Raw genomic sequence first — 15,740 nt, forward strand, 5'->3', positions numbered from 1 at the left:
ATAGTTAATGCCCGGCACCTCAGCTAGGAAGGGATCTCGTAGTGCGTCGGCTTCGGATTGCCACAGCTCTGATCGTCAGCTTGCTGACCCTGCTCTGCCTGCTCCCGGCTTCGGCCGAACAAGGCGGTGGCTGGTCCGTTTTGCTCGATGAACAGGCCAACCTGCAGTTGAGCGACGTGCGCTCCGATCGCTATCGCAGCCAGTTCAGCCCGACCACTCTCAGGGAGCTTGACGCCGCCCCTGCCGAACAAGCCCTGTGGCTGCACTATCGCCTGGAGCCGGGTGAGCAGGAGCAACTGCTGCGCGTCTTCGCCCCCGACCTTTCACGCCTGGACCTCTTCGCCCTTGACGGCGACAGGTTGCTGCGCCAGTTGCACCATGGGCGTCAGCCCGGCAATGGCAGCCCTACCCTGCGCGGTAGCGACCACGTTCTGCCCCTGCCCAACAGCCAGCAACCGCTGGACATCTACCTGCGGCTGGTGTCCGAGCATCAACTGCGCCCGGCCATCAGCCTGGAGCCTGCGGCTGAAGCCGCCTCCAACAACAATCAGCCGCTGCTGTTCGGCATGCTGTTCGGCGGCCTGGTGATGCTCATCCTGCACAACCTGATCCGCTTTCTGTACACCCGCTCCAGCACCACGCTGGTACTTGCCCTGTACCATGGCCTGATGCTGCTCAGCAGCCTGATCCTGCTCAACCTCAGCGGCCCGTGGTGGCACCTGTGGCACAGTGCGCAGACCCCTGCTGCCTACCTCACCCTGGTACTGGCGAGCATTGCGGGGCTGTATTTCACTCAGCATTTCTTCTCTGCGCGCAACTCGCCGCAGCTCAGCCGCCTGCTGCAGGGCGAAATGCTGGTGGCCGCGGTCAGCGGCCTGATACTCCTGTTCATCGATACCTTGCCCCTGAACCTGATGACCTATGCGCTGCTCGCCCTGGGCAGCATAAGCATGCTGCTGGTCAGCAGCTACCACTGGTACAAGGGCTATGGGCCAGCACGGCTGTTCTGCCTGGCCATGGTGGTCTTCAACCTCGGCGGCCTGGTACTGCTGCCCGCATTGCTCGGTTTGACGCGTACCTCGACACCGTGGCTGCTGTGCATTCTGCTTGGTTTGACGGTGGTCACCGGCCTGCTGCTGAACCTGGCGGTCAGCGAGCGCCTGCGGCGCTTGAACGAAGAGCACTTCAGCGCCAGCCGAGCACTGGCGGCCAGCGATGCTGAAATCAACGCCAAGGCCGAGTTCCTGGCCAAGATCAGCCACGAAATCCGCACCCCCATGAACGGCGTGCTCGGCATGACCGAATTGCTGCTCGGCACCCCCTTGTCGGTCAAGCAACGCGACTACGTTCAGACCATCCACAGCGCCGGCAATGAACTGCTGACGCTGATCAACGAAATTCTCGACATTTCCAAGCTTGAGTCGCGGCAGATCGAGCTGGACGACGTGCAGTTCGACCTCAACGCCCTGATCGAAGACTGCCTGAACATCTTCCGGGCGAAGGCCGAACAGCAGAACATCGAGCTGATCAGCTTTACCCAGCCGCAGGTCCCGCGTGTAATCAGCGGCGACCCGACACGCCTGCGCCAGGCGCTCTCCAGCCTGCTGGAAAACGCCTTGAAAAACACCGACCAAGGCGAAATTCTGCTGGTGGTTGCATTGGACCAACGCGGCGACGTACCCCGCCTGCGCATTGCCGTGCAGGACAGCGGCGAACCCCTGCCCGCTGCCGAGCGCGACGCCCTGCTGCAGGCAGAACTGCACAGCCACCACTTCCTGTCGAGCAACAAGCTGGGGGGCCACCTGGGCTTGATCATCGCCAAGCAGTTGATCGGCCTGATGCAGGGTGAGTTCGGGATCAAGAGCAGCACCAGCATGGGCAACACCCTGTGGCTGACCTTGCCGCTCGACCCATTGCGCCTGGAGCAACCTCCGACGGACCTCGACGGCCCACTGCGCGACGCCCGGGTGCTGGTAGTGGATGACAACGACACCTGCCGCAAGGTGCTGGTGCAACAGTGCAGTGCCTGGGGCATGAACGTCAGCGCGGTGCCATCGGGGAAGGAAGCCCTTGCCCTGCTGCGGACCAAGGCGCACCTGCGCGACTATTTCGATGCCGTCCTGCTCGACCAGAACATGCCGGGGATGACCGGTATGCAACTGGCGGCCAAGATCAAGGAAGATCCGAGCCTGAACCACGACATCCTGGTGGTCATGCTTACGGGTATCAGCAATGCCCCGAGCAAAGTTATCGCCCGCAATGCCGGAGTCAAACGCATTCTGGCCAAGCCAGTGGCCGGCTACACCCTCAAGACAACCCTGGCCGAAGAACTGGCCCAACGTGGCCGCGAACAGACCGTGCCGATGCCCCAACCAGGGGTGCCGCCGGTGCGCGAGCTGCCTGGCGATTTCCGCGTGCTGGTGGCCGAGGACAACAGCATTTCGACCAAGGTGATCCGCGGCATGCTGGGCAAGCTCAACCTGGAGCCAGACACCGCCTGCAACGGTGAGGAAGCGCTGCACGCCATGAAGGCCCGGCGCTATGACTTGGTATTGATGGACTGCGAGATGCCGGTGCTCGATGGTTTCTCCGCCACCGAGCAACTGCGCGCCTGGGAAATCGCCAATCAACGCCAGCGCACGCCGGTGGTGGCGTTGACGGCGCACATCCTTGCCGAGCATAAGGAGCGTGCGCGGCTGGCCGGCATGGATGGGCACATGGCCAAGCCGGTTGAGCTGTCGCAATTGCGCGAGTTGATCCAGTATTGGGCGAACCAGCGAGAAGCCAAGGCGGATCCGCTGCATACCTCGTAGCGGATATCGCTTCTACAAGGACCCACCTCATGCTCCATGAGTTGTTCAGTGTCTACCTGAAGATGCTCGTGCTCTATAGCCCATTCTTCGTGCTGTCGTGCTTCATTGGGCTGACCCGAGGCCATTCCATCAAGGAGCGCAAGCAACTTGCCTGGAAAGTCGCCTTCGCCGCACTGATTGCCAGTGTGCTGCTATACCTGTTCGGGCGGGTGATCTTCGGTATCTTCGGCATCACTGCAGACGCCTTCCGGATCGGCGCTGGCAGCGTTCTGTTCATCTCGGCGCTGGGCATGGCCCAGGGCAAACCGGCCGTGCAAGCCGACAACGTGCAGCAGGATGTGACCATCGTGCCGCTGACCATCCCGCTCACCGTAGGCCCAGGCACCATCGGTGCCCTGCTGGTGATGGGCGTGAGCCAGCCGCATTGGGACGACAAGGCGCTGGCCATCGTCAGCATTGCACTGGCCAGCTTCACCGTGGGCCTGGTGCTGTACCTGTCGCACGGCATCGAACGGATCCTCGGTGACCAGGGCCTGCAGATCGTCAGCCGTTTGATGGGGCTGTTCGTTTGCGCATTGGCGGCCCAGATCATTTTTACCGGGATCAAAGGTTATCTGGCGCCTTAGATGCCATAGTCATGAATACGCTCCAGGGATACCTTGACTACGCTTTCCTGGACGTTTGGCAAGACACTGTTCTCAAAGGCCAGGATGTTGAACCGCACCAGCTCCGCGCGCACATGCTTATGACCGCGCTTGCGGCTGATGAACCCCGCAGTGAAAACAGACTGCTTATCCGTTTCGTGATAAAGCACCATATCGACTCGATTATTACCGGCCGGCGCACAGGCCAACAATTGAAAGTGCTGCCGCTCGAACGCCTTTTTCTCAAGTTCTTTGAGCAGCGTCGGCTTGGACAGCAGCGTGCGCATGGACACGTTGATTGACGAGGCGAAACTGTCCCCCGCCGCTTTGGAGAAGGTCTGCAACACGTGATCCGTCTGTTCGGTTCGCGTTTTGTCCGGCCAGTGAATTTGCTCAGCCGTCACCGCATCCCACCCCAGGAACTTGAGCTGGTTGCGGTAGTAAGCAAACCAGTCTTTTATCAAACCTTCCTTATAAGCCGTAGCGGTCGCCCGCTCAGCCATGGCAAGTGCCAGTTTCACTTTATTTTTTTGCGCCGCGGCAAGGCCCGGCAGGAACGAAACAATACCTGCGCCAATAACGGCAGATGTGGCATTACTCATGCTCTTCTCCTGTGCGCTCGGCGTTCAGATAGAAACGATACGCACCGTGCTGATCTTTGCTTGCCATCAGCGATTTGAGTTCGTCACGCTGAGGGGCGAACCGCTCGCTATCCAAGGCCAGGGAAACGCCATTGAACACAGCCTCACCCTGCTTCAACTGCTCACTCATTAGCGTACTCAGCGCATAACCCGTGATGGGTTTAGTGGTGCGCAGTGCAATGCTGCATAAGTCCATGACAGGCCCGGGCTTGAGCAACCCAATCTCCACCACAACACTGGAGACACCGGCCTCATCGCGTGCACAAAACTTAAGTAAATGGCCAAAGGCTGCCCCTGAGCGGCTCAACTGCCCCGTCACCGCAGCCACCACTGCCTTGTGTTCGATAGCGCGTATCCGCATCCAGGCTTCCAGCGGCTGGATCGGCCCATTCGGCCTCGCCATGCCCAACTGCCGCTGGTCATGCGTCCCGGCGATTTTCAACCAGCCCAACTGACGATACGTGGCGGTATAAGCCGCGTACCACGCGTCGTAATCATCAAACCGCGAGCCGGCTTGCTTGTTGGCGACCAGTTGCGCATACAGCATTGAATCCCAAGCGGCCTGACGTTGCCTTTCGTCCTGTCCCGGCTCATTCAATAATGCCGTACCGCCTATCAGCGCCAATGCTTTGGCTGCTTCATCCATAACGACCTCTCATCACGAAGGTCCAGAAGCGCGGCAACATCGCTGCTGCCGCGTGCTTCTCAGATATCATATTGAAGGACGTTTTCGATGCTGCGCACGCCAAGCTTGTTTTCCACCGTTTCACGCACCTTGTCATAGACGAAGGTGTTCAGTGTCAGCACTGCAATACCGGAATAATACTTCGACCTGTCCAGCGTCCACTGGATCCCTAATACATCGTCATCCAACTTGGGCGCAGCGGCCTGCACACAACTGACCACCATGACGACATCGCCCTTGGCCGTCTCGGTACACGCCGCCAGGCCCACCATGCCCCTGGCCTTGTTCTTGCGTTTGTGTTCCAAAATGCGTGCATCGTTCTCGATGGTCGTCATCTTGTCGAACGCCATCTTGGCTAGATCGCCCAGCACCGTGCCACCAAGCATGGCGTTGCCCGCAGCGCCAATAGCACGGATCGCAACGGCACCGACGGTGACCGACAGTTCAGCGCACGTTTCAAGTTCAAAGCTACGTTTGGGGATGGTAAAGCCAAGGTCGCGCATGACATCGACAAACTTGTCATACCATTCGCGGCTCTGCGTTTCGGCATCGAATGCCTTGTCCGCGACCAGGGTGGCGAAGTGGAAAGCGTTTTTTACATCGTGGCGGCTTTGTGCAGACATGCCGGCGCCACACGCCAGCAAGTTGCCCTCCACCAAAATAGCGGCGTTATTCGTGGAGAGCTCTTTTGCATCGGACATGGGAAAAATCCTTCATGGTTGCCCCTTGAGTGGGGGGAGCACCATAGCCAGGTCGTCGCTACCTGGCAGGACTGAAGGGTTTCCCGACTACCGACCCTGTGGGGTGGGATACCAGCGAGGCGTATAGACCCACGCCCCACCTCCAGGGCGTTCAAAGACGCAGGTCGTCGAGGAGCCGACCAGCACCATCGTGCGCATGTCGACCATTTCCGGCAGCAGTTCGGCCAATGTAATGACCCTCAGTGTCTGCCCCGGCCTACCAATGTCACGGCCAAGGACTACAGGCGTGTTCCCCTCGCGGTGCCGACGCACAACCTCCAGCGCCACCCCAAGCTGGTGCGGTCTGGACTTGGAAATCGGGTTGTAGAACGCCAGCACCAGGTCCGCCTGGGCGGCGAGGTCCAGGCGTTTTTCAATGATCGACCACGGTTTGAGGTTGTCCGAGAGCGACATCACGCAGAAGTCATGGCCCAGCGGCGCCCCCGCCTGGGCAGCGGTTGCCAGCGAGGCTGAGACACCTGGCAGTATGTGCAGATCGACCCGGTGCCAGGCGGGGTCGCTGGAGGCATGCAGTGCTTCGAGCACGGCGGCTGCCATGGCGAACACTCCCGGGTCACCCGACGACACCACCACCACCGAACGCCCTTGGGCGGCCAGCTCGAAAGCATGGCGAGCGCGCTGCATTTCTTCGCGGTTGTCAGTGCAGTGCAGCACTTGGTCGGCACGGAACGGACCAGCCATGCGCACGTAGGTTTCATAGCCCAGCACATCCTCAGCGCGCGCAAGCTCGGCCTTGACCGCGGGTACCATCAGCTCGGCAGCGCCAGGGCCCAGGCCGATCACTGCCAGGCGCCCCCGCTTGCGTCCTACCCGGTCGGCCTCGATGGGCGCCGATGCGACCGCGATGACCAGGCCCGGCTGTTCGATCAGCCGGGCACCCGGCAAGGCGTCGCCGGCCATGGTGGCGAGGGTGCTGGCGGTGGATGCGAATCGCACCGCAACCCCCAACGCCTGAGCCGCATCCTGCAACGCGGGTTCAGCCATTGCCTGTTCGGCAGCCAGCAGGCAAGCCAACGACTGCTCAGCGATACCCGCCTCGTGCAGGGCGCCCCGCACGCGCTCGGCCAGCCCGGGCCCAACCGCCTCCACTGCCACCAGCACCGAGCGGGGGTGGATCAACAGCTCGTCACGGCTGGCGGGACGGGCGCTGCTGCCTACATGGATGGTGCGCTGGGCAGCCTCGCTGGCAGGCAGCTGAGCCTGGGCCAGCCAAGGCGCATGCCCCTCGATACGCACCGCCTCCCCGGCCAGCAGGTCGGACACGAAGCGTTTGCCCTGTTCGATATCCGCCAGGGCGTACCCCTCAGGCGGGTTGAGCAGGCAAGTGCCAAACCGCAGCTCGCCACTGGTGGTGATCGCTGCCGCCACACCCAGCGTTTCAGCGAGCTCGCGGGCCATGACATTGACGCCGCTGAGCCCACCGAGCAGCGGCACCACCGCGCTGCCGTCCTCAGCCACCGCCAGCACCGGCGGCTCGGCGCCTTTTTCGTTGAGCAGGCTGGCAAGGCTACGGATCACGATGCCCGCCGCGCACAGTGCGATGATTGGCGTGTCTTGCTGGTACAACGCCCGCAGCGTGTCGCCAAACGCCTCGTAGTACTGGTCCGCGCCGTCCACCCGGCCTGCCAGGCCATGGATCGTCGCCTGTGGGTAGCGCTGCTGGATGCGCCGCGCTGTGGTCAGGCTGCCGGTGCCAAGCACGATAATTGCCGCTGCCTTGTCCATGCTCACCCCTGCCATTTTTCACCCGGCACGATAATCAGCGAGAAATACGGAGACGACTGTGGGTCGACCGCGTCCAGTGCGACGATTTTCTGGTTGGCCATGGTGGCCCGTTCGACGTACAGCGCACGCGTATCCAGGCCAAGTTCGCCAAGCACCTGGCGCACCTTGGGGAAATTGCGGCCAAGCTTCATGATCACCGCTGCATCGGCATCGGCCAGGCGGCGCTTGAGCTCCTCGGCTGGCAGCACGCCGGACAGCACCGACAGGCTCTGGTTGCGATACACCAGCGGGGCGCCCAGTACCGAAGCACCGCCGAGCATCGAGCAGACGCCGGGTATCACCTGCGCCTCATAGCGCTGCGCCAGGCGGTCATGCAGGTACATGTAGGAGCCATAGAAGAAGGGGTCGCCCTCGCAGATCACCGCCACATCGCGACCGGCATCCAGGTGTTGGGCCACCTGCTCGCCCGCTTCATCGTAGAAGTCGCTGATCACCTGTTCGTACGACAACGGTGCCGGCAGCACCTCGGTGGTCACCGGATAGACCAGCGGCAACAGCGTTTGCGCAGGTTGCAGGTGTGCCTCGATGATGCCGAAGGCATTGCCACGCTTGCCCTTGGCCACGAAGTAGGCAACCACCGGGGCCTCGCGCAACAGGCGCAGAGCCTTGACGGTGATCAGCTCGGGGTCACCAGGGCCCACACCCAGGCCAAGCAGACGTCCACGCGCCATCATTCCACCTCCGTGGCCAGGGCATTGACTGCGGCCGCAGCCATCGCACTGCCGCCCAGGCGACCTTGCATGATCACGAACGGCACGCCACGGCTGTCGGCGGCGAGCATCGCCTTGGACTCAGCCGCGCCCACGAAACCGACCGGGAAGCCGAGGATGAGCGCAGGCTTGGGCGCCCCCGCGTCGAGCATTTCCAGCAGGTAGAACAGGGCGGTCGGGGCATTGCCGATCACCACCACGCTGCCTTCCAGATGCGGCCGCCACAGCTCCAGCGCGACGGCGGAGCGGGTGTTGCCGGCGTCCTTGGCCAAGCCGGGAACGCTTGGGTCACGCAGGGTGCAGATCACCTTGTTGTCCGCAGGCAGGCGGGCGCGGGTAATACCTTCGGCGACCATGTGCGCATCGCACAGGATCGGTGCGCCATTGGCCAAGGCTTCACGCCCGGCGCGCCCGGCACCTTCGGAGAACTGCAGGCCGTCGATGGCCTCGACCATGCCGCAGGCATGGATCACACGCACGGCGAGTTTTTCCAGGTCTGCGGGAATCCGCTCGAGTCGGGCTTCCTCTCGGATGATCCGGAAAGAATTGCGATAGATCTCCTGACCATCGCGGATGTAGTCAATCATCAAGGTGCTCCGTCGGCAGGGCGAGCATGGCGCCTGCTTCGTTCAAGGTGAGGTCGGTGGCGCGCAGGGCACCGAAGCCCGGCAACTGCGCGTCACGCAAATAGAGGTCATAGCGGCCCGGCGAGCGGGCCAGCAGGGTGGCCGGGGCGACATGGGCCACGGCGCACGAACGCGAGCAGCCGGACAGGTGCACGCTGGCAGGCGCGCCAGTGGGCAACAGGGCTGCCAGGGTCACGGCATCGGTCTTGGTCTCACCGTGCGCCTTGGCACAGCCGCTGGCACCCGTACAGGCGACCACGCGGGCCAAGGGTTCATGGTCGTGGCAAAGCAGGCCCAAGGCTGACAGCGTACGTTGCGCCTGGGCGATACGGGTCGCAGCGATGCCCGTCAGCATCAGGCTCTGCCAGGGGCTCAGGCGAAGGCTGCCATCCCCGCACTCACGGGCAACGCGGGCAGCGCCGCGCAGCATGTCGGCCGTCAGCCTGCCAAGCGGCGGCGCGACGCCCAGTGCCATGCCGTGCCGCTGCGCCAACGCACCCAGCCATGGGCTGTTGCCTGCTTCGCGGCGCCAACCGAGCACCGCCGCATCGCGGCGCAGATCGAGCCCAAGGCCTGCGATGAACCGCGCCACCGGGTAGCCGGCAAGCAACTGGCGCATGCGCGCCTGATCCGGGTTGGCCAGGTCAAGGAACCGCTCGAGCACCGCGCGTACCAACGCCAGGCCCTGCTCCACCGGCACCGCGCCCAGCACCTGGCCATCGCCAGGGCAACCCGCCAGGCCAAACGCCAGCCAGGTGCGCTGGTCAAGGCGCATTGCCGACAACCACAGGTCATGAGGGTGCTCGAGCATGGCCAGGCCTTCGCCGCCGTCCAGTTGCACGGCGAACTTGGCCGACAGTTGGTGAAAGCGTGGCGTGCCTTGCAGCAGGCTGAGGATCTGCTCACCCAGTGGCCGGACATCCAGCACCATTGCCGGGTCATGCCCGGCCAGCGGGCTCAGCATCAGGTTGCGCACATCGTCACTGGCGGCGTCGCGCGGGCCCAGCCCGGCCGCCAGCAGGCTGTCGATCAGGCCGCTGTGGTCAGCGCCTATGCCGCGAATCTGCAGGTTGCCGCGGTTGGTCGCCTCGATCACGCCCGCGGCGAACCGCTCGGCGGCGCCCGCCACCGCATCCGCCTGGTCGGCCAGCAGCAGGCCACCAGGCAGCTTGATCCGGCAGATACCGCCGTCGCGGGCACTGACGATGCGCCACAACCCCGGGCAAGCCGAGGGACGGGGCGATACGGTGGGGGCATGAAGCTGGTTCAAAGGGGTGTCCGGCAATCGCTGAATGTGCGCTTGAGTGTAGAAGGCGCGGTATTATGCCTGCTTTGGCCGGCGGCATGAAAAACCGGTGGTCGAGCACCGTTGGCGATTGAGCAAAAAATCATCACCGCGTCGCCCCTTTTGCGGGCAAGACCGCGACGCGGCCCCCAAAATGGCGGAACAGAAATACATGACACCCTGGCTGACAGTAGTAGGCATCGGCGAAGACGGCTTCAACGGCCTGGGCAAGCAGGCCCGGCGCGCCCTGCTCGGCGCTTCGCGGATCGTCGGCAGCCCACGCCAGCTGGCCTTGCTGCCACGCTGCATCAGCGCTGCCCGCCAGGATTGGCCCAGCCCATTCTCGCTGGCCCCGGTGCTGGCCCTGCGCGGCGAGCCCGTATGCGTGCTGGCCAGCGCAGACCCGATGTTCTACGGCGTCGGCGCCAGCCTGGCGCGGCAGGTACCGGCCGAAGAAATGCATGTGCTGCCGATGCCTTCCTCGTGTGCCCTGGCCGCCGCACGCCTAGGCTGGCCGCTGCAAGACACTCAGGTGGTGTCGCTGGTGGCACGCCCCCTGTCGGTCCTCAACGCCCACCTGTACAGCGGCGTACGCCTGCTGGTGCTTAGCAACGACGGCCACAGCCCTGCGGCCATTGCAGCGCTGCTGTGCGCACGAGGCTTCGGGCCAAGCCGCCTGCAGGTGCTCGAGCACCTCGGCGGTGCGGCTGAGCGGCGGCTTGTGGGCACCGCCGATGACTGGGCAGCGCCCCAGGTCGCCGCCCTTAACCTGGTCGCCATCGAGTGCCGGACCAACCCGGATACCCCGCGCCTCTCGCCGCTTGCAGGCTTGCCAGACAGCGCCTTCCGCCATGACGGCCAGCTGACCAAACGTGACGTACGCGCCATCACCCTCGCCCGGCTGGCGCCCCAGCCAGGGGAGCTACTGTGGGATGTCGGCGCTGGCTGCGGTTCGATCGGTATCGAATGGATGCGCGCCCACCCCGCCTGCCGAGCCCTGGCGATCGAGGCCGACGAAGGCCGGCAGGGTTTCATCGAGCACAACCGCGATGCCCTCGGTGTGCCCGGCCTGCAAGTGGTGCGCGGCAAAGCGCCAGAGGCTCTGGCGGAACTGGAGCGCCCGGATGCCATCTTCATCGGCGGCGGCGTCACCCGCGAAGGCGTGCTGGCGCTGTGCTGGGAGCGCCTGCGCCCAGGCGGCCGGCTGGTGGCCAACGCGGTGACCTTGCAGAGCGAGCTGGCTTTGGCCCATTGGCGCGAACAGCATGGCGGCGAACTGACCCGCATCCATGTCGCCCAGGCCCAGCCGCTGGGCGCCTTCGACACCTGGCGCCAGGCATTGCCGATTACCTTGCTCGACGTGGTCAAGCCTCGCGATGCGTGAAGAAACCCGTGAACAACCCGCCCCCCTGCGCAGCGGCCTGACCACCGGCAGCTGTGCCACCGCCACCAGCCTGGCGGCCGCACGCCTGCTGCTCACTGGTCTATGTGACGATGCAGTGAGCATCACCCTGCCCAAGGGCAAGGTGGTGCAGATGCGCCTGGAGTTCTGCCGCCGCGACGGCGAACGGGCAGAAGCCGGCACCCTCAAGGATGCCGGCGACGACCCGGATGTCACCCATGGCGCACTGCTTTACAGCCAGGTGCGCCTGCTGGACGAGCCCGGCATATGCTTTGTCGCGGGCCAGGGTGTTGGAACGGTCACCCGCCCCGGTCTGGTGCTGGCCGTGGGTGAACCGGCGATCAACCCGGTGCCGCGGCGCATGATCAGCGAGCACCTGCAGCAGTTGGCCGACAGCTGCAATTACAGCGGCGGCTTCGAGGTCACGGTGAATGTGCAAGGCGGCGAGGCTTTGGCACTGAAAACCATGAACCCGCGCCTGGGCATCCTCGGTGGCTTGTCGATTCTCGGCACCAGCGGCATCGTCCGGCCGTTCTCCTGCGCGGCCTACATCGCCTCCATCCACCAGGGCATCGACGTGGCCCACACCAATGGCTACACGCATATCGCCGCCTGCACCGGCAATGCCAGCGAAGACACCATGCGCCGCGTCTACGGCCTGCCGGAGATCGCCCTGATCGAGATGGGCGACTTTGTCGGCGCGGTGCTCAAGCACCTGCGCAAGGTGCCAGTGCCCCGTCTGTCACTGTGTGGTGGCTTCGGCAAGATCAGCAAATTGGCCGCCGGGCACATGGACCTGCACAGCCGCCACTCGAGCATCGACCTGCCACAGTTGGCTGGCTGGGCGGCAGACCTTGGCGCCGATGCCGACCTGCAGGCAGCGATCATTGCCGCCAACACCAGTCAGCAAGCCCTGGCACTGGCGCATGCAGCCGCAGTCCCGCTGGGCGATGCGGTGTGCGCCCATGCCCTGGCGTTTGCCCGCAGCGTGGTGCCGGCACAGGTAGCGGTGGAAGTGTTCGCCATCGATCGCCAGGGTGGCATTGTCGGTAAGGCAGGCGTGCAATGAGCCGGCGTATCCTGTTGCTAGGCGGTGTCACCGAAGCCTTGGCCATCGCTCGCCAGCTCGGGCCGGAGCATGTCTACAGCCTGGCGGGTATCGGCCGCGTGCCACAGGACCTGGCATGCCAGGTACGGGTGGGGGGCTACGGCGGTGCCGACGGTTTGGCCACCTACCTGCGTGAAGCGGGTATCACGCTGCTGATCGACGCGACCCACCCCTACGCTGCACAGATCAGCCGCAATGCCGCTGCGGCCGCCTATGCCGTCGGCATTCCCTGCTGGGCCTTGCGCCGTCCGGCCTGGCAGGCGCAGCCGGGTGATGACTGGCGCGAAGTGGATGACTGGGCAGGGCTGATCGAGGCGCTCAGGCCATTTCGGCGGCCGTTGTTCACCCTCGGGCGTGAACCGCTGCTACACCTTGACGACATTCCGCCGGAGCAGTTCTGGACCCTGCGGGCGCTGGAAGCCTGCCCCGGCAACGAGCGCTGCGAAGTGATCGGCGCGCGCGGGCCGTTTCATCTGGAAGATGAACGGGCGCTGTTCGCACGGCGCAATATTGATGTGCTAGTCAGCAAGAACAGCGGCAGCGTGGCGACCGAACCCAAGCTTGAAGTGGCGCGTGAGCGCGGTGTGCCGGTGCTTGTGCTGAAACGGCCGACACTGCCCGAGGCTGACTGCGTCTTCAGCCAACCCCGTCTGCTGCTTTCCGCCCTCGGATTCTGATCGTTCCTGATTGGCGGGTTCCATTCGTATGTCCTACAGCAACAATTGAGCATTCCCACCGTGAAGTTAGATACCTTCATGTGGCCATTGGACTGTCGACACCCTTAAAATCATCGCCCCTCCCCCGGAAGGCTTCACTCATATGGAAATGCAATGGTGGATCTGGCTGGTCTTCGGTATCGCGCTGATGCTGCTCGAGCTGGTCCTGCCCACGTTCTTCATTCTCTGGTTCGGCATCGGCGCCGTGCTGGTCTCGCTCGTTTCGCTCGCCGCCCCCAGCCTGCAACTGGATATGCAGGGTCTGCTGTGGGTGCTGTTCTCTTCGCTCACCACGGCCCTGTGGTTCAAGGTGTTCCGGCGCAAGCAGCCGGATGTGCGCTGGACTGCCGACAGCGTGATCGGTGAAGTCGGGCTGTTGACCAGCAGCGTTTCACAATTCCAGAAAGGCCGCGTGCGCTTCCAGAAGCCGATCCTCGGCAACGAGCAGTGGATCTGCGTCGCCGACAGTGACATCCCCTCCGGCGAGCGCGTGCGCCTCGTCGCCATCGAAGGCAATACTGCCCGGGTCATTCGGGCCTGACTCTTTACTGAAAAGGACGTTCGCAGCATGACCAGCCTCATCGTCGTCGGCACCCTTGCCGCATTTGTATTGGTTACCGTCTTCAAGGGGGTGCGCATCGTGCCCCAGGGCGAAGAGTGGATCGTCGAGCGCCTGGGCCGCTACCACAGCACCCTCAAGCCCGGCCTGAACATTGTCATTCCGTACATGGACGTGGTCGCCTACCGGCTGCCGACCAAGGACATCATCCTCGACGTCCAGGAGCAGGAAATCATCACCCGCGACAACGCCGTGATCGTTGCCAATGCCCTGTGCTTTGCCAAGGTGGTCGACCCTCAGAAGGCGTCCTATGGCGTGCAGAACTTCTCGTTTGCCGTCACCAGTCTGACCATGACGTCGCTGCGTGCCATCGTGGGCGCCATGGACCTGGACGAGGCGCTGTCGAGCCGCGAGCAGATCAAGGCACGCTTGCGTGAAGCGATGTCGGAGCAGACCGAGGACTGGGGGGTGACCGTGCGTTCGGTGGAGATTCAGGACATCAAGCCGTCCCAGAACATGCAACTGGCCATGGAGCGCCAGGCGGCCGCCGAGCGTGAACGAAAAGCCGATGTGACCCGCGCCGAAGGTGCCAAGCAGGCGGCAATTCTGGAAGCCGAGGCACGGCTGCAATCGGCCAAGCTCGATGCCGAGGCTCAGATCAACCTGGCACAAGCGTCGGCAAGGGCAATTTCGCTGGTCAAGGAAGCGGTGGGCAATGAAACGGTGCCGGCCATGTACCTGCTGGGGGAGCGGTATGTGGGTGCCATGGAAAGCCTGGCCAGCAGCAGCAATGCCAAGGTGGTGGTGTTGCCGGCGGACCTGCAGGAGACCGTCCGCGGCCTGATGGGCCGCAGCAAGGGTTGATAGCCCTTGAGCAAGGCAGTGGCGCCCCGAGTACGGCAAGCGCCGCTGATTTCTGCGGGGCCGGCTTGCTGGCGGTCCGGTCGCGAAGCAGCCCCGATAGCATCGCCCACCTGCGTCACTTCACCGCACCCCACCTTTTTTACCTATACTCCGCCGTACAATAGCCACCACGATTCCTGACCGGATCTCTCCATGCCCCCACGTCGGCACATTGCCTGGATAGCCTGCCTTGCAGTGCTGTTCAACCTGCTGGCCATGCCGCTGTCCTCTGCCGCGCCCAAAGGCCCGGCCGAGCAGCTGCTATGGGGGGCGTTCTGTTCCAGCATGGCAGGCAAGGCCAAGGTCGATGTGCAGGCGTTGGCCAAGATCGACCTTGGCACGCAAAGCGACGAGCACTCCAACATGCAGCACTGCTGGTGCTGCTCTGGCGGCGCACCACTGCTGGCCTTGCCGGGCTACCCGCCCCAATTGCACAACCCGCCCACGCTATTGGCGGGGCATACGCCACCGCTCACCCGCTACCAGCCGACGCCGCGCCAGCTATGGCCCGCGCTAACCCCCCGTGCCTCTCCCCTGGCCTGAGTTCATCACGCTGTCTGCCTGAATCTGAACAGAACGGAGAGTTACACCATGCTCAAGCAAGCTCTTGTAATGGCCGCCTTGCTGCTGCCCGGCGCCTTCGCCAATGCCCATGAATACACCGTGGGCGATCTGCACATCGCCCACCCCTGGTCGCTTGAACTGCCACCGAATGCGCCGAACGTTGCCGCGTATTTTGTCGTGCACAACAACGGCAAGGCCGATGACCGCCTGCTCAGCGTCGACAGCCCGATCAGCGCGGACGCGCAACTGCACGAGCATGTGCTGACCACCAGCGGTACCATGAAGATGCAGCAGGTGCAGAGCGTGGCCGTACCGGCTGGCAAGGACCTGGTCTTTGCCCCCAGCGCCTACCACGTGATGCTCATGCAGCCCAGGGACCGCAGCCTGCTCAGCGACGGCAAGCGCTTCCCGCTGACCCTGCACTTTGAGAAAGCCGGCGACATCACCGTCGACGTGGCCGTGCAGAAGCAGCCACCGGCAGACCAAGCTCAAGGCCACGAACACGCGCACTGAGTTCTGGCTGACAGGCGCTTGCCAC

At 63.9% G+C, this 15,740-nt stretch carries 16 protein-coding genes; 9 read left to right on the plus strand and 7 right to left on the minus strand.

Annotation, left to right across the window (positions count from 1 at the left end):
- The first annotated feature begins 41 nt into the window (after positions 1–41).
- Positions 42–2,813 carry a hybrid sensor histidine kinase/response regulator gene (locus APH34_RS05470; RefSeq protein WP_054900169.1) on the plus strand — a complete coding sequence of 924 codons (2,772 nt, stop codon included), beginning with the start codon at positions 42–44 and terminating at the stop codon, positions 2,811–2,813.
- A gap of 29 nt (positions 2,814–2,842) precedes the next feature.
- Positions 2,843–3,439, plus strand: coding sequence for a MarC family protein (locus tag APH34_RS05475; protein ID WP_054900170.1), 597 nt, complete (start codon positions 2,843–2,845; stop codon positions 3,437–3,439).
- Here the strand turns inward: APH34_RS05475 and APH34_RS05480 are convergent.
- From APH34_RS05480 to cobG, 7 genes are all read right to left on the minus strand, one after another.
- A complete protein-coding gene (locus APH34_RS05480) occupies positions 3,436–4,059 on the minus strand; it encodes a hypothetical protein (protein ID WP_054900171.1) in 624 nt (207 codons plus the stop codon). The two genes, APH34_RS05475 and APH34_RS05480, sit on opposite strands and share 4 nt — an antisense overlap.
- Positions 4,052–4,744 (minus strand): hypothetical protein, encoded by a 693-nt coding sequence (locus tag APH34_RS05485; protein WP_054900172.1) that lies wholly within the window; start codon positions 4,742–4,744, stop codon positions 4,052–4,054. The genes APH34_RS05480 and APH34_RS05485 overlap by 8 nt, the downstream gene beginning before the upstream one ends.
- A gap of 59 nt (positions 4,745–4,803) precedes the next feature.
- Positions 4,804–5,484 carry a hypothetical protein gene (locus tag APH34_RS05490; protein ID WP_054900173.1) on the minus strand — a complete coding sequence of 227 codons (681 nt, stop codon included), beginning with the start codon at positions 5,482–5,484 and terminating at the stop codon, positions 4,804–4,806.
- 87 nt (positions 5,485–5,571) lie between these two features.
- A complete protein-coding gene (cobJ, locus tag APH34_RS05495; protein ID WP_054900174.1) occupies positions 5,572–7,269 on the minus strand; it encodes a precorrin-3B C(17)-methyltransferase in 1,698 nt (565 codons plus the stop codon).
- Between the two features lie 2 nt (positions 7,270–7,271).
- Positions 7,272–8,003: a precorrin-2 C(20)-methyltransferase gene (locus APH34_RS05500; protein ID WP_054900175.1), complete on the minus strand. Its 732-nt coding sequence runs from the start codon at positions 8,001–8,003 to the stop codon at positions 7,272–7,274.
- Complete coding sequence (locus tag APH34_RS05505) at positions 8,000–8,626, minus strand: precorrin-8X methylmutase (protein ID WP_054900176.1); 627 nt, start codon at positions 8,624–8,626, stop codon at positions 8,000–8,002. The genes APH34_RS05500 and APH34_RS05505 overlap by 4 nt, the downstream gene beginning before the upstream one ends.
- Positions 8,619–9,950, minus strand: a complete 1,332-nt coding sequence (cobG, locus tag APH34_RS05510) for a precorrin-3B synthase (protein ID WP_082422730.1) — start codon at positions 9,948–9,950, stop codon at positions 8,619–8,621. The genes APH34_RS05505 and cobG overlap by 8 nt, the downstream gene beginning before the upstream one ends.
- Before the next feature lie 172 nt (positions 9,951–10,122).
- Between cobG and APH34_RS05515 the strand changes: the two genes are divergently transcribed.
- The 7 genes from APH34_RS05515 to APH34_RS05545 all read left to right on the plus strand — a co-directional run bounded on the left by APH34_RS05515 (position 10,123) and on the right by APH34_RS05545 (position 15,715).
- Positions 10,123–11,334 carry a bifunctional cobalt-precorrin-7 (C(5))-methyltransferase/cobalt-precorrin-6B (C(15))-methyltransferase gene (locus APH34_RS05515; protein WP_054900178.1) on the plus strand — a complete coding sequence of 404 codons (1,212 nt, stop codon included), beginning with the start codon at positions 10,123–10,125 and terminating at the stop codon, positions 11,332–11,334.
- Positions 11,327–12,421, plus strand: coding sequence for a cobalt-precorrin-5B (C(1))-methyltransferase (locus APH34_RS05520; RefSeq protein WP_054900179.1), 1,095 nt, complete (start codon positions 11,327–11,329; stop codon positions 12,419–12,421). The genes APH34_RS05515 and APH34_RS05520 overlap by 8 nt, the downstream gene beginning before the upstream one ends.
- Positions 12,418–13,137 (plus strand): cobalt-precorrin-6A reductase, encoded by a 720-nt coding sequence (locus APH34_RS05525; protein ID WP_054900180.1) that lies wholly within the window; start codon positions 12,418–12,420, stop codon positions 13,135–13,137. Before APH34_RS05520 ends, APH34_RS05525 begins: the two co-directional genes overlap by 4 nt.
- Before the next feature lie 142 nt (positions 13,138–13,279).
- Positions 13,280–13,717, plus strand: a complete 438-nt coding sequence (locus APH34_RS05530) for an NfeD family protein (RefSeq protein ID WP_054900181.1) — start codon at positions 13,280–13,282, stop codon at positions 13,715–13,717.
- 27 nt (positions 13,718–13,744) lie between these two features.
- The gene (locus APH34_RS05535; RefSeq protein ID WP_054900182.1) at positions 13,745–14,599 is read left to right on the plus strand and encodes an SPFH domain-containing protein; all 855 of its coding nucleotides are present in this window, start codon (positions 13,745–13,747) and stop codon (positions 14,597–14,599) included.
- Between the two features lie 192 nt (positions 14,600–14,791).
- Entirely contained in the window at positions 14,792–15,181 is a 390-nt protein-coding gene (locus tag APH34_RS05540; protein WP_054900183.1) for a DUF2946 domain-containing protein, read from the plus strand.
- A 48-nt stretch (positions 15,182–15,229) separates the two neighbouring features.
- Complete coding sequence (locus tag APH34_RS05545; protein WP_054900184.1) at positions 15,230–15,715, plus strand: copper chaperone PCu(A)C; 486 nt, start codon at positions 15,230–15,232, stop codon at positions 15,713–15,715.
- Positions 15,716–15,740 lie beyond the last annotated feature (25 nt).

It is taken from the genome of Pseudomonas sp. NBRC 111131, assembly GCF_001320525.1.
In the GTDB taxonomy this organism is placed as follows: Bacteria; Pseudomonadota; Gammaproteobacteria; order Pseudomonadales; family Pseudomonadaceae; genus Aquipseudomonas; species Aquipseudomonas ceruminis.

What these genes read in the sequence shown, in the direction of transcription:
- APH34_RS05475 (WP_054900170.1), top strand. Translation starts at nt 2,843, where the DNA reads ATGCTCCATGAGTTGTTCAGTGTCTACCTGAAGATGCTCGTGCTCTAT.
- APH34_RS05480 (WP_054900171.1), bottom strand. Translation starts at nt 4,059, where the DNA reads ATGAGTAATGCCACATCTGCCGTTATTGGCGCAGGTATTGTTTCGTTC.
- APH34_RS05485 (WP_054900172.1), bottom strand. Translation starts at nt 4,744, where the DNA reads ATGGATGAAGCAGCCAAAGCATTGGCGCTGATAGGCGGTACGGCATTA.
- APH34_RS05490 (WP_054900173.1), bottom strand. Translation starts at nt 5,484, where the DNA reads ATGTCCGATGCAAAAGAGCTCTCCACGAATAACGCCGCTATTTTGGTG.
- cobJ (WP_054900174.1), bottom strand. Translation starts at nt 7,269, where the DNA reads ATGGACAAGGCAGCGGCAATTATCGTGCTTGGCACCGGCAGCCTGACC.
- APH34_RS05500 (WP_054900175.1), bottom strand. Translation starts at nt 8,003, where the DNA reads ATGATGGCGCGTGGACGTCTGCTTGGCCTGGGTGTGGGCCCTGGTGAC.
- APH34_RS05505 (WP_054900176.1), bottom strand. Translation starts at nt 8,626, where the DNA reads ATGATTGACTACATCCGCGATGGTCAGGAGATCTATCGCAATTCTTTC.
- APH34_RS05515 (WP_054900178.1), top strand. Translation starts at nt 10,123, where the DNA reads ATGACACCCTGGCTGACAGTAGTAGGCATCGGCGAAGACGGCTTCAAC.
- APH34_RS05520 (WP_054900179.1), top strand. Translation starts at nt 11,327, where the DNA reads ATGCGTGAAGAAACCCGTGAACAACCCGCCCCCCTGCGCAGCGGCCTG.
- APH34_RS05525 (WP_054900180.1), top strand. Translation starts at nt 12,418, where the DNA reads ATGAGCCGGCGTATCCTGTTGCTAGGCGGTGTCACCGAAGCCTTGGCC.
- APH34_RS05530 (WP_054900181.1), top strand. Translation starts at nt 13,280, where the DNA reads ATGGAAATGCAATGGTGGATCTGGCTGGTCTTCGGTATCGCGCTGATG.
- APH34_RS05535 (WP_054900182.1), top strand. Translation starts at nt 13,745, where the DNA reads ATGACCAGCCTCATCGTCGTCGGCACCCTTGCCGCATTTGTATTGGTT.
- APH34_RS05540 (WP_054900183.1), top strand. Translation starts at nt 14,792, where the DNA reads ATGCCCCCACGTCGGCACATTGCCTGGATAGCCTGCCTTGCAGTGCTG.
- APH34_RS05545 (WP_054900184.1), top strand. Translation starts at nt 15,230, where the DNA reads ATGCTCAAGCAAGCTCTTGTAATGGCCGCCTTGCTGCTGCCCGGCGCC.